Here is a 12,888-nt window from a genome sequence, read left to right as displayed (position 1 = left end):
TTGTAGTGGGTCTGGTAGGAGCAATGATGGCCACCTATAAAATCCGCAAATCTCGACAAGAAATCGACCGCTTGTCTAAGCAAAACGAGCAACTGCAACAGGAAAAAGCAGTAGCGCAAACCCAAGTCAAACATTTTGAAGTGAGAAAGAAAAATGAAGAAAACACTCGTGGCTCTCGCCGTGATGATGTCATTAACCGCCTGCAACAACAAGGCGATCTCCGTGATTAACCCAAGCTGCTCGGGTTTTGGGGTAATTAAAGCCAGTCGGCAAGACACCACTGAAACACTCCGTCAAATTGCGGTGCATAACGCGACTTATCGGGAGATTTGCAAGGAGACAAGTAATGACCATTAACGTGGAATTTTGGCACTTGGTCGGGTTGTTGCTGTCATTTCTCGGTTGCTGTTTTGGCTTCGCCAAGATTTTAGTATCGCAGTTTCAAAACTCGCTGTCGGAGCGCCACCAAAACCAGCTCAAAGTCAATGACAAAGTGGAAGAATTGGAAAAGCAATTCAATCAAATGCAGTCGAGTCTGCCGCTCGTTTATGTGTTGCGAGATGACTACATTCGCGGGCAAACGGTGCTGGAAGCCAAAATGGATGCCCTACACAAAACCTTAAGTGATTTATACAAAATGGAGAGTGCAAAATGATGGAAAAAGCCCGCCGAGAAGGTATGCGTTGGCACTTGCTCAATACTTTACACAAAGCCATGCCATACACCACCAGCGAACAATTTTTGCGTGATGTGATGGCAGGCATTTACCCAAATGTAACACCGCACGAAATCCGTCAGCAGTTGGAATATCTTTCTGACCGTAAACTGGTGGAACTGACCAAACAACCGCACGGCGTGTGGTTTGCCGATATTAACCGCCTAGGCGTGGACATTGTGGAATACACCATCGACTGCCAAGCCGGTATTGCCCGCCCCGAAAAGTATTGGGCGTAAGGGGGAACTGGTATGGCTCCCCGTTCAAGTATCGAAAAACTGCCTGAAGATGTCCGCCGTTGGCTGGAACGAGCCTTAACCGAGAACGGTTTTTCCGGCTATGTGGAATTGGAAAACCTACTACGTGAAAAAGGCTATCAAATTAGCAAGTCGGCAATTCATCGTTATGGGCAAAAAATTGAACGCCGTTTTAAGGCAATCAAAGACAGCACTGAAGCCGCACGTATTATCGCTGAAGGCGCAGAAGATAAGGAAGACAAACGCAGTGAAGCCTTGATGGGGATGTTGCAGTCGTCTTTATTTGATGCCTTGGTCGATATTGAAGAAGCCGAAGATGATGAGATGACCCCGATGGAGAAATTCCAAGCCCTAAGTTTTGCAGGCAAAAATGTGGCATCACTCATTCAAGCAAGCACTAAGCTCAAAGTCTATCAAGCTGATGTGAAACGGCGTGCGGAACTTGCTGCTGAAGAAACGGAAAAAATCGTAATTCAGGCTGGCTTGTCGGCAGAAACCGCAGACAAAATCAAACAGCAAATTTTAGGTATTGCATAGTGAAAGATATCATTCCCTTTGACCCAAACGAGCTACTGTTGGGCTACCAAAAGCGTTGGATAGCCGATAAATCCCAGCTCAAAATCGCTGAAAAATCTCGTCGAACAGGTTTGACGTGGGCAGAAGCTGCTGATGATGCTTTGATTGCCAGCCTTGCTAAAAAAGACGGTGGCTCTGATGTGTTCTACATTGGGTCAAACAAGGAAATGGCACGCGAATTTATTGATGCGGTGGCAATGTGGGCAAGGGCGTTTAACTATGCAGCAGGCGAAATTCAAGAAGAAGTGTTGCAAGATGAAGATAAGGACATTCTGACTTATGTGATCTATTTTGCATCAGGCTTCAAAGTAAAAGCCCTTTCCAGCAACCCGAAAAACTTGCGTGGTATGCAAGGCGTGGTGGTCATTGATGAAGCAGCCTTCCACGAATACCTTGCGGAAGTATTAAAAGCCGCGCTTGCCCTTACGATGTGGGGTGCAAAAGTACGGTTGATTTCTACCCACAACGGTGCGGACAACCTTTTCAATGAGCTGATCTTAGACAGTCGGGCAGGCAGAAAACGCTACTCGGTACATACGATTACCCTTGATGATGCCTGTGCTGAAGGGCTATACCAACGTATTTGCCAAGTCAGCAAGCAAGAATGGACAGCCGAAAAAGAAGCTGAGTGGAAAGAAAACCTACTCAATGACACGGCAACCAAAGAAGATGCGGAAGAAGAATACTACTGCGTACCGAAAAACGGCACAGGGTTATGGCTCTCACGTGCGTTGATTGAACGCCAAATGAGCGAAAGCACGCCCGTAATCCGAATGACGGCAAAAGATGGCTTTAGCCTTGTGCCTGAACCGACACGCTATCAGGAAATGCAGGATTGGTGTGAAACCACGCTTGCCCCGATTTTGCAAACCTTAGATCAAACGCAATTACATTTTTTAGGCGAAGACTTTGCCCGCAGTGGCGATATGACGTCCTTTGTGGTGTTAGCACAACAGCAAAACTTAACCAAAAGCGTTCGGTTGATTGTGGAGCTAGGCAATATGCCTTACAAGCAACAAGAACAAATTGTGTTGTTTATTCTCAAGCATTTGCCACGTTTCGCCGGTGCAGCTTTTGATGCACGAGGGAACGGGGGCTATTTAGCCGAAGCCGCTCGCGATGCGTTTGGTTCATTGGTGGATTGCGTGCAGTTATCGGAAAAATGGTATCGCGAACACACCGCCCCATTTAAAGCCGCGCTCGAAGATGGCGAACTCGACAGCATTCCAAAAGATGCCGATATTCTTGCCGATTTGCGTTCGTTCCAAGTGGTGAAAGGCGTGCCACGCATTCCCGATAAACGAACCAAAAGTGCAGACGGCAAAAACAAACGCCACGGAGACACCGCAATTTCTTTATTGCTCGCACATTATGCCAGCCGTCAGTTGGTGCAGTTGCCGGTTAAAGCTCACAGTCGCAAACCAAGAGCCAGCCGAAAATTAACGCAAGGATATTAACCATGATCGCATTTGTAACTTTAACCATTTCTGCCGCTGTGCTGATTTTTTACGACAAACCGTTTTGGTGGGTATTTTTATTGCTTGCCGCCTTTGTGGATTATGAAAAATAAGGAAAGCCAATGACACCAAAAAAACAAGATTTAATTCGCGTCATCGCCAGCCGTGCCAACGCCATTGACTATTGGTCGTTTATGCACTACCTGCCGAACCCCGATCCTGTGCTGAAGAAAATGGGCAAGGATATTTCGGCTTATCGTGAAATTTTATCCGACAGCCACGTTGGGGGCTGTGTTCGCCGTCGCAAAGCGGCAATCAAAGGGCTGGAATGGCGAATTACTCCGACAGGTAATGAAAAAACGGACGAGATTTTAACCGCACTTTTCGACCGCTTGCCGATGTCGCATATTATCAGCCAAATTTTAGATGCCACGCTATTTGGCTATCAAGCCTTAGAAGTAATGTGGGAAAGCGAAAACGGCTTACTGTTGCCAACAGCAATCGTAGGCAAACCGCAAGAGTGGTTCGTCTTCGATGAAGAAAACCAGCTTAAACTTCGTACCAAAGAGAACTTCAACGGCGAAGAACTGCCGCCTTATCGAATATTGCTTGCCACCCAAAATGCGACCTACATCAACCCGTATGGCTTGGGCGATCTCTCGCTCTGCTTTTGGGCGGCGACTTTTAAGAAAGCTGGCTTTAAGTATTGGCTGGAATTTACCGAAAAATACGGCAGCCCGTGGTTAGTCGGCAAACACCCACGCCAAGCCCAAGTTCACGAAGTGGAAGATTTGCTCGACAGTATGGAAGCAATGCTCGGCACAGCGGTTGCCGCCATTCCTGACGACAGCTCAATCGGCTTAGTGGAAGGTTCGGACAAGAGTGGCTCATCAGAAGCCTTTGATAACTTTATCAAGTATTGCAAATCGGAAATCGCCATTGCGATTTTAGGGCAAAACCAAACCACCGAAGCGGAAGCCAACCGAGCATCTGCCACCGCAGGGCTAGAAGTCACCCGTGATATTCGCAACGATGACGCCAGCCTTGTAGAAGGCGTGTTCAATCAGCTGTTGAGCTGGATTTGTGAACTCAATTTCAGCGTGGACACCTTGCCAACCTTTGAACTGTTTGAACAAGAAAACATCGACAAACTACAAGCCGAACGCGATAAGCTCTTAACTGAAATGGGAGTAGGCTTTACCGAGCAATATATCCACCGCACTTATGGTTTTGAAGAGGGCGATATTGTGATGCAAGAAATCTCCCCTAACCCATCTTTACAAAAGAAAGGGACGGATAAGGTGGATTTTGCCGAGCCAATCCCAAAAAGCGTGATTGAAACCATTGGCGAGCAGTTGGAAGTGGAAGGCGAAGCCGTTGTTGAAACTTGGCTACACGATATTCGCGATCGCTTAGGGCAAGCCGAAAGTTTGGAAGATTTCCGCAACCAGCTCGATAGCCTAATTCCAGAACTCAGCTATGCCGAATATGGCGAACTTCTCGCATGGGGTTCAACGGCAGCACAATTCGCAGGGCGACAATCCGTAGAAGACGAGCGTGCCAAGTCTCCCTCTTTAGTAAAGAGGGGCTAGGGGAGATTTGTGAATGAAATTCACCTTTGAAAATCAAGTCAAATACTTTGAGAAAAAACTCAACCTACCCACCAACAGCTATTTGGACGTGCTGGGCGATGAACACGACTACTTCTTTATGGTCGCAGGCGCGAACCGCAACGAAGTCCTGCTTGCCTTTCGTGAAGCGGTGGACGAAGCTATCAACAATGGCGAAACTCTGGAGGGCTTTCGCAAGCGGTTTGATGAAATTGTGGCTCGCACAGGCTGGGATTACAAAGGCGGTAGAAATTGGCGAACCCGTATTATTTACGACACCAACGTTTACGCTGCCTACAATCGCGGACGGTTGCAGCAGCATTTAGACCTTGTTGATGTGATGCCTTATTGGGAATATCACCACCACGACAACGCCCACCCACGTCAAGAGCATATTGATTTGGACGGCACGATTTTGCCGGCAAGCGATCCATTTTGGCATTATTACTACCCAATCAAGGCGTATGGTTGCCATTGTACGGTAACAGCTCACGATGAAGACGACTTGAAAGAAATGGGCAAAACCGTCAGCCCATCGCCTGAAATCGAATGGCAGGAAAAACTGGTCGGTACAAGGTCAGGCAATCCAAGAATGGTAAAAGTCCCGAAAGGCTATGATGTGGGGTTCAAACCACATAATTTTGAGCGATTGACCGCCAGGCGAAATGCGGACGTAGATCAGCTATTGTTCAATAAATTTGTCAATGCCGAGCCAAAACTTGCCAGCCTACTGATTGAAAACGTGTTACAAAATCCGCGTGCCGTGATGATGTTAAACGGCGCGATGAAGTCGATGGTAGATACCGTTGCCACCGAAAAAATGGCACGTGGACAAATGAAAAACGTGGGCATAATCCCAGCCAAAGTGATTGATAAATTGACCGTACTTGAAAAAGCTCCGCAATCTGCCGTGATTGCCGTGCGTGATGAAGATGTACTGCACGCCCTGCGTGATACCAAACAAGCCAAAGGTATTAACCTGCCGATTGAGTTTTGGGAGCAGTTGCCGGAGATGTTAAGAAATCCGACTGCTATTTTGCTGGAAACTGATCAGAAATTGCCGACCTTACTTTTCATTTATGAAACCGAACAAGGCAAAGTGGCAATCAAAATGGATTATGAAGTCAAAATCAAAGACGAATTAAGCAAGAAAAAACTGACACACAAAATCAATTTAGTAAGAACGGCAAGTTTAATTGAACCGACAAAAGAATGGGGAAATTTAAAAAATGCGTATGAGCTTTTATGGGGGAGTTTAGACTAACGGTGGTTTGCCTGATTCGAACAGGATAATACGGGCGGAACCGCAACCTTTCCAGTAGGAAACCCCCACCGTTAGAAACACTATACGCCCAACTTATTTTTTAATCAATAGGAGAATAAAAATGACTGAACGTGTTACCCAAGAACATTTGGAATCTATTATCACCGATAAAAAATTCCATCGTTTAACAGAAACGCTCACGGTTTGTGTTTTAACCTTACGCAATGGGTTCACCGTGACAGGTGAATCAGCCTGTGTTTCACCGGCAACCTATAACCAAGAAATTGGTGAACGTATCGCCTTTGAAAATGCATTTGACAAATTATGGCAGCTTGAAGGCTATGTATTGAAAAATAAACTCGCTGGCTTTTAGCTATGATTAAAATCAGTCTTAACGACACGCAAGCGGTGGAAAAACTCCACCGTATTGCAAGCCAACTCAAACAGCCTCGTAAACTCTATGGTGTGCTGGGCGAAACCTTGAAGAAAATCCACGCAGAACGGTTTAAGCAGGAAGTTGATCCTGAAGGCAATAACTGGCAGTCGCTTTCGCCAAAAACCTTGGCACGCAAGCAGAAGAAAGGCAAGTCCACTAAGATTTTGCGACAGGACGGCTATTTGTCGGATAAAACCGCCTACAACTACAACGACAAAAATGTCGAGTTTGGTTCTGACGCTAAATATGCCCGCTTGCACCAATTCGGTGGCAAGGCGGGGCGTGGGGGGAAAGTCACCATTCCTAAACGTCCGTGGTTAGGCGTAAGCGAACAAGACGAGCAAAAACTCTTGCGAAAAGCCACCGCACTTTTGCAACGTCAAATTAACCAAAGTTAGTCACTTTGGCTGAAAATCAAAAATAACGCATAAAACGCCCATTGTGGCGTTTTAAATCCCATTCGATAAATTATCGCCTAAATCTCTTTGGGCGTGTTTATAAACACCGATAAACACGCAAAAACGCCTCATTCAATTGCTTTTCACTTTCTCTTTCCCATTTTCATTCCTTAAACCAGTTTAAAAGTAACAAGCGGTCGTTTTTTCTATGATGTTTGCCAACACAAGGAGAACCGAATGACCCTGATTGAAATTTTTAAAGCAGGCAAACGCCCAGATGCACACGGTACAGTGGTGGAAATCACTCCTGCCGATTTGCAACAAGCGGTTGATGCCTATGATGTGGCTTATCACGAAGCCCCTGCGGTAATCGGACACCCGCAAATGAACGCCCCCGCCTATGCGTGGGTAAAAGGCTTGCAGTTAGACGGCGATGTGCTGAAAGCAGAGCTTGACCAAGTTCACCCCGAATTTGCCGATATGGTTGCCGACGGGCGGTTTAAGAAAGTATCAGCCTCTTTCTACCTTGCGGACAGCCCCGACAACCCAAAACAAGGCTCGCTTTATTTGCGCCACGTTGGATTTTTAGGGGCTATGCCACCTGCCGTAAAAGGCTTGCGCAACCCTGAATTTTCAGAAAGTGAGCAAGGTATTGTGGATTTTTGCGAAGCAATGCCAAATGAACCCAATCAAACTGAACCAACTCAAGGAGAACCTGAAATGAGTGCAGAAGAGAAAGCGGAATTAGACCGCTTGCGTGCTGAAAATCAGCAACTCAAAGATGAAAACGCCAAAGCGAAAGCCGAAAAAGCAGAAGCTGAACTCAATCAAGCTAAAGCTGAAAATGCCGATTTTGCTGAAGGCTTAGTCAAAGCTGGCAAACTCGCCCCGATTGCCAAACAGCAAGCGGTGGATTTATTGAACTACGCATCAACCACTGCACAAGGTGGTGTGGTCGAGTTTGGTGAGGGCGAAAGCCTACACAGTAAACTCAAAGCCTTTTTGGATGCGCAACCGCAAGTGGTGAATTTTTCTGAGGTCGCAACCAAAGATAAAGCTGCAGAACCGCAAGATGGTACTGTGGAATATGCTGAGGGTACAAGCCCTGCAAGCATTGAAGCCGATCAGAAAATTCGTGCTTATGCCAAAGAACACAATGTGAGCTACACCGCCGCATTTAACGCCATTTACCAATAGATATAAGGAAAACCTATGACAGCACATAATCTTCAAGCACTTCGTGTGCAAGATCCTGTTTTAACCAACTTGGCTCAGGGCTATTACAACCTTGAGTTAGTGGGCGAAGTCTTAATGCCAACCGTCGAAATCGACAAAGAAGCCGGAAAAATTCCGAAATTTGATCGTCTTGCATTTCGCCTACCAAGTACGGTGCGTAACTTACGAGGCACATCAAATCGCTTAACTCCTGAAGACATTACCGCGATTGATGTTGCATTAGAAGAACATGATGTGGAATACGCCATCGACTACCGAGAAGAAAACGAAGCAATTTTCTCGCTCCGTCAATTCGCCTTAAACACCACCCAAGATGTGATTGCACTGGGTCGTGAAAAAGAAGTCGCAACGCTGGCATTAGATGAAAGTAAATACAACAGTGATAACAAAATCACCTTAAGTGGTACGTCTAAAATTACCAGCAAAGATGCCGATATTTTTGGCATGTTCGATACTGGTATTCGTACAGTGAAACGTGCTATTGGTCGTAAACCGAATGTGTGCGTAATTGCAGGCGATGTGTGGGCAGCATTGAAAGAACACCCAGCGGTAATTGAAAAACTCAAATACTCACAAGTGGCGATTGTCACCCCTGAAGTGTTCGCCAAATTGATTGGTATTGATACCGTGAAAATCGGTGAAGCGGTGTATGAAGAAAGCTATCAGCTAAAAGACATCTGGTCTGATGCGATTGTGTTGGCTTATGTTGCACCACGTTCACAAGAACGCAAAGGCACAGTCTATGAACCGTCTTACGGCTACACCGTCCGCCGTCAAGGTGGCTTATTTGTGGACACCTACAAAGAAAACGGTGGCAAGCTTGAAGTGATTCGTACCACAGATATTCATAAACCACATCTTGTCGGTAGTGCAGCAGGTTACTTAATCAAAGGCTGCTTGTAATTCCTAAAAATCCTCCTCTTTAGTAAAGAGGGGTTAGGAGAGATTTTTAACACCGTTTCATTAGGAGAAAGTAATGAACAAAACCAAACTCTATGCTGTTATCAGCACAATGGCAATTTTACATAACGGAAAACGCTACGAGCAAGGCGATAAGTTAGAACTGACCGACGAAGAAGCTGAACGCATTGCACTTTATGTGCAGTTAGTTGAATCTGAACAAGTTCAATCTGAACAAGTTCAATCCGAATCAGCTGTTACTGAGGCTGATGTCCAAGAGGCTGAAGCCAATATTGCACAAGCAGAAGCCAAAACGAAAGGTAAAAAAGGCGAATAATCAATGTACATCAAGGCACAAGATTTAACAGACGTGATGGACGAAATCACGTTAAGACAACTTTCGATGGATAACAGCAGAGCGACAGAAGTCAATCAAGCTGTAATCGCCAAAGCGTGCGAATACGCCACTGAAACGGTGGACGGCTATTTACGCGCCCGTTATCTGTTGCCGTTAAATCAAGTGCCAACCTTGGTGCGCAACATCTGCTTGCAGCTGGCTCGCTACTGGCTCTATTCACGCCGTCCTGACGGCAAAGGCTTTCCGCCCAATGTGAAAGATGCCCACGCACAAGCGTTGAAAGATTTGGAACGCATTGCCGATGGTAAATTGCACTTGGGCTTGCTCGAAGTGGGCGAAGCAGCAGACGACAGTTTGCCGTCCGCCTTAAAGTTTAAAGCCCGTGCGCCGCAGAAATTGGATTTGTCGGGCTATTAAGGGGAGCATCAATGAGTGCCACTTTACCGATTTTGCAAAGCATCAGAGATCATATCGAACAGAAGACCACGAGTTTCAGTATCGAACTATTCCCTGATGACCTTGAACACTACAACCTGCTCGATCCTTTTGGTGCAGTGCTGGTGCAGTATGCAGGGTCGAAATTTGAAGGCCTTGATAGTACCGACATTATCCAACAACGCCGCAAGGTGCTGGTTGCTTTGACAGTTATTGCCCGCAGTCAGCACGATGACACCGGTGCGTTGGAAATGCTTGACCAGTTACGCCTCGCAGTAGTCGGCTTTAAACCGACGAACTGTACGCCTTGTCATCTTATTAGTGAAGAATTTGCCGGTGAAGACAACGGGCTTTGGCAATATCAACTTATTGTACAAACTGAGACATGGCAGGTAGAAGACCGACAAGCGGTTACATCTGCACCGAAATTTGCACATTTAATTAAACGCTCAACCTCGCAACCGTTAGATACACGGTTGAAAACCAAAGGAGAATAATATGGCAGTAGCCTTCCATCACGGTTCGGAAACCGAACGTATTAACGGTGGTACAGTCGCTATCCGTCAAATTGACGGGGCGATTATTGGTTTAGTTGGCACAGCACCGATTGGCGCAACCAATGAAATTACCCTGTGCCAAACCTCAAAACATTTTGCACAATTCGGCAATCTAGTAGATAAAGGTTATACCATTTGTGATGCACTAGATATTATTAAGCGATATGAAGCAGGTACAGTATATGTAATTAACGTGTTAGACCCTAAAAAACATCGCACGACGGTAACAGATGAAGTATTAACACAAAATGCTGACACGCTTATTGCACAAACTCAGAAAGCAGGTTTAATTGAGTTAACCATTAAATCAGGTGCAACTGTATTAAGTGCCGGTAAAGATTACACCGTTAATTTATTAACCGGTGAAGTCACCTTTATGCGCGCACAAACAGAACTTAAAGCAACCTATGTTTATGCTGATCCAACTAAAGTAACAGAGAGTGATGTGCGAGGCGGTATTGATTCAGCCACAGGTAAGCGCACAGGTTTTGAGTTGCTCAAAATGGGCTTTATCGAATTTGGGGCTGATGCCAAAATTGTGATTTGCCCTCAATTTGACCAACAAGCAGGCGTAATGACATCGCTTGCCACCCTTGCGGATAAGCTCAATGCGATTGCTTATATCAATGCACCTAAAGGCACAACCTTATCTCAAGCAATTGCAGGGCGAGGTAGCAACGGCACAATCAACTTTTATACCAGTTCTGACCGCGTACATCTGTTTTACCCATATGTTGTCGGCGAGCGTGGCACGTTGGAAAGTCTTGCCACACACGCCGCAGGCTTGCGTATGAAAGTGGATGTGGATCACGGCTATTGGTACTCTACCTCAAACCGTGAGCTTAAAGGTGTACAAGGCGTAGAAGTTAAACTGACGGCGCGTGTTAACGACGTACAAAGTGAAACCAACCAACTTAACTCCCGTGGTATTACTACCGTATTTAACAGCTACGGTACAGGCTATCGCTTATGGGGCAACCGCTTAGCTGCTTACCCAACCAGCACGCATATCAGCCAGTTTGAAGTGGTACAACGCACAGCAGATTTAATTGACGAAGGCATTGCTCAGGCAGAATTACAATACGTAGATCGTCCAATTGATGAAGCTTTACTAGATAGCCTATTAGGTACGATTGAAACCTATATGGGAACACTCAAATCCATTGTGGGTTATAGCGTTGCTCTTGACCCTGATGCGGACTTGTTAGATGCCTTTAGCCAAGGATTAGTACCATTACAATATGACTTTACGCCGAAAATCCCTGCGGAACGTATCCGTAATAAGAGTGTGGTAACGCGTAAATATCTCGTGAATTTAACCAGCCGTGGAGGTCAATAATGAGCGGTGTCGCAATTAACAAAATTGATAATGCCAATGTGTACATCAACGGCAACAGTTTTTTAGGCAAGGCAAAATCCATTAAGTTGCCCGAATTTGAAGTGGAAATGACCGAGCATAAAAATTTAGGTTTGGTCGGCACATTAAAACTACCAAGTGGCGTGAATGCCCTTGAAGGGGAAATTGTGTGGGACGGTTTTTACCCTGAAGTTGCAGCTATTGCCAACAATCCTTACCGCACTGCACAACTACAGGTGCGTGCTAATGTGAGCGTGTACAACGCTGCAGGACGTGCAACTGAGGTGCCATTGGTGATGATGTTAAACTGCAACTTCAACAAAGCGCCACTGGGTGAATATAAGCCTAAAGAGAATTCAGAATACGCAATGACTTATCAAGTCAGTATGGTTAAGCAGATGATTGATGGTAAAGAAGTGTTATATTTTGATGCCTTCAGCAATAAATGGCGCGTTGCAGGGCAAGATATTTTAGAAACCTACCGCAAAAATATCGGGCAGTAATTTCTTTAAAGCAGTTTAAACGACCTTTAAACATAATTTAAGTAAACTCCTTTGTGAAAGTTAAACAACACACTCACAAAGGAGTTTTTTATGTCTCAAAAAGTTGATGCCGTTCGCACTACCATTAAATTATCTAGCCCAATCCACCTTGCGGGTGGCATATTGGTTGAAGAATTGAAAGTACGAGAGCCATTAGTGAAAGATATTCGTGTAGCTGGTCAGCAAGGTAAAACATCTGAAGAACGTGAAATTATTGTTGCTGCACTTTGCTGTGGCTTGGTGCAGGAAGATATGGACTTAATCAAATGGAAAGATTATCAACAGATCCAACGATTTCTGTTCGGTTCAGACAGTGAAGACGGAGATACTGAGTAATGCGATTGCCGACATTGTTTGGTGGTTTGGTTTTTCGGCAGATGAAATTGATGGCTGGACACTAAAAGAACTTGACGACTGGCTTTTCCAAGCCAATCGTCAAATCAAAGAAGGCTACAGGCAAATTTTACGGTAGCACCAAGAAAAACCTTGAAACACAGTGGCAAACAATGCCCCGATAAAGCCGCATAGCCAAATGGCGACTGAACCCAGCACAGCGACTAAAACAAAGTAAATCATCGCCCAAAATGCGATAGAAAGAACGTTTTGTTCGGCTGGGCTGGTGAAATGAAATGCCCAGTATTCATAGCTACCGTATAAAAACAGCACAAGGAACAGTCCAAAGGCAATGCTGTAGGCTGTTTTTTGCCAGCTTTCAAAGCCACGCCATTCGATAAATTTTTCATTCAACCAAGTCAGCATAGTCCCCTCCGTTTTTTAGCATTTTACCTTT

Annotated in this window: 19 protein-coding genes; 18 read left to right on the top strand and 1 reads right to left on the bottom strand. The window is 45.5% G+C overall.

Annotated elements, in window-relative coordinates:
* Positions 1–26 precede the first annotated feature (26 nt).
* From HSP_RS0102730 to HSP_RS11570, 18 genes are all read left to right on the top strand, one after another.
* On the top strand, positions 27–230 hold the full coding sequence (locus HSP_RS0102730) for a DUF2681 domain-containing protein (protein WP_007524180.1): 204 nt from the start codon (positions 27–29) through the stop codon (positions 228–230).
* Positions 231–346: 116 nt separating this feature from the next.
* Positions 347–655: a hypothetical protein gene (locus HSP_RS0102720; RefSeq protein ID WP_005661694.1), complete on the top strand. Its 309-nt coding sequence runs from the start codon at positions 347–349 to the stop codon at positions 653–655.
* Entirely contained in the window at positions 652–954 is a 303-nt protein-coding gene (locus HSP_RS0102715) for a hypothetical protein (RefSeq protein ID WP_005661693.1), read from the top strand. Before HSP_RS0102720 ends, HSP_RS0102715 begins: the two co-directional genes overlap by 4 nt.
* Positions 955–966: 12 nt before the next feature.
* Entirely contained in the window at positions 967–1,509 is a 543-nt protein-coding gene (locus HSP_RS0102710; RefSeq protein ID WP_007525092.1) for a DUF3486 family protein, read from the top strand.
* Positions 1,509–3,005 (top strand): terminase large subunit domain-containing protein, encoded by a 1,497-nt coding sequence (locus HSP_RS0102705; RefSeq protein WP_007524818.1) that lies wholly within the window; start codon positions 1,509–1,511, stop codon positions 3,003–3,005. The genes HSP_RS0102710 and HSP_RS0102705 overlap by 1 nt, the downstream gene beginning before the upstream one ends.
* Before the next feature lie 122 nt (positions 3,006–3,127).
* On the top strand, positions 3,128–4,597 hold the full coding sequence (locus HSP_RS0102695; RefSeq protein WP_007524952.1) for a DUF935 domain-containing protein: 1,470 nt from the start codon (positions 3,128–3,130) through the stop codon (positions 4,595–4,597).
* 13 nt (positions 4,598–4,610) lie between these two features.
* Positions 4,611–5,879, top strand: coding sequence for a phage head morphogenesis protein (locus HSP_RS0102690; protein WP_007525343.1), 1,269 nt, complete (start codon positions 4,611–4,613; stop codon positions 5,877–5,879).
* Positions 5,880–6,000: 121 nt separating this feature from the next.
* Entirely contained in the window at positions 6,001–6,252 is a 252-nt protein-coding gene (locus HSP_RS0102685; RefSeq protein ID WP_007524816.1) for a Gp49 family protein, read from the top strand.
* Positions 6,253–6,254: 2 nt separating this feature from the next.
* Positions 6,255–6,713, top strand: a complete 459-nt coding sequence (locus HSP_RS0102680; RefSeq protein WP_007524687.1) for a phage virion morphogenesis protein — start codon at positions 6,255–6,257, stop codon at positions 6,711–6,713.
* Between the two features lie 237 nt (positions 6,714–6,950).
* On the top strand, positions 6,951–7,910 hold the full coding sequence (locus HSP_RS0102675; protein WP_007524481.1) for a hypothetical protein: 960 nt from the start codon (positions 6,951–6,953) through the stop codon (positions 7,908–7,910).
* Positions 7,911–7,925: 15 nt separating this feature from the next.
* Complete coding sequence (locus tag HSP_RS0102670; protein WP_007524268.1) at positions 7,926–8,852, top strand: major capsid protein; 927 nt, start codon at positions 7,926–7,928, stop codon at positions 8,850–8,852.
* Between the two features lie 73 nt (positions 8,853–8,925).
* On the top strand, positions 8,926–9,186 hold the full coding sequence (locus tag HSP_RS0102665; protein WP_007524156.1) for a DUF7210 family protein: 261 nt from the start codon (positions 8,926–8,928) through the stop codon (positions 9,184–9,186).
* 3 nt (positions 9,187–9,189) lie between these two features.
* Positions 9,190–9,624, top strand: coding sequence for a gp436 family protein (locus HSP_RS0102660; protein WP_007524071.1), 435 nt, complete (start codon positions 9,190–9,192; stop codon positions 9,622–9,624).
* 11 nt (positions 9,625–9,635) lie between these two features.
* Positions 9,636–10,139 (top strand): Gp37 family protein, encoded by a 504-nt coding sequence (locus tag HSP_RS0102655; RefSeq protein ID WP_007524312.1) that lies wholly within the window; start codon positions 9,636–9,638, stop codon positions 10,137–10,139.
* A gap of 1 nt (position 10,140) precedes the next feature.
* On the top strand, positions 10,141–11,538 hold the full coding sequence (locus HSP_RS0102650; protein ID WP_010128347.1) for a phage tail sheath family protein: 1,398 nt from the start codon (positions 10,141–10,143) through the stop codon (positions 11,536–11,538).
* Complete coding sequence (locus HSP_RS0102645; protein ID WP_007525401.1) at positions 11,538–12,059, top strand: phage major tail tube protein; 522 nt, start codon at positions 11,538–11,540, stop codon at positions 12,057–12,059. Before HSP_RS0102650 ends, HSP_RS0102645 begins: the two co-directional genes overlap by 1 nt.
* Before the next feature lie 90 nt (positions 12,060–12,149).
* The gene (locus HSP_RS0102640) at positions 12,150–12,434 is read left to right on the top strand and encodes a phage tail assembly protein (protein WP_007524759.1); all 285 of its coding nucleotides are present in this window, start codon (positions 12,150–12,152) and stop codon (positions 12,432–12,434) included.
* Positions 12,412–12,570 carry a GpE family phage tail protein gene (locus tag HSP_RS11570; RefSeq protein ID WP_007524845.1) on the top strand — a complete coding sequence of 53 codons (159 nt, stop codon included), beginning with the start codon at positions 12,412–12,414 and terminating at the stop codon, positions 12,568–12,570. The genes HSP_RS0102640 and HSP_RS11570 overlap by 23 nt, the downstream gene beginning before the upstream one ends.
* Here HSP_RS11570 and HSP_RS0102635 read toward each other — a convergent pair.
* Complete coding sequence (locus tag HSP_RS0102635; RefSeq protein ID WP_007524604.1) at positions 12,549–12,857, bottom strand: hypothetical protein; 309 nt, start codon at positions 12,855–12,857, stop codon at positions 12,549–12,551. The genes HSP_RS11570 and HSP_RS0102635 overlap by 22 nt on opposite strands.
* Between the last annotated feature and the right edge of the window lie 31 nt (positions 12,858–12,888).

It is taken from the genome of Haemophilus sputorum CCUG 13788 (assembly GCF_000238795.1).
In the GTDB taxonomy this organism is placed as follows: domain Bacteria; phylum Pseudomonadota; class Gammaproteobacteria; order Enterobacterales; family Pasteurellaceae; genus Haemophilus_A; species Haemophilus_A sputorum.
This window is presented reverse-complemented; position numbering and strand designations above follow the sequence as displayed.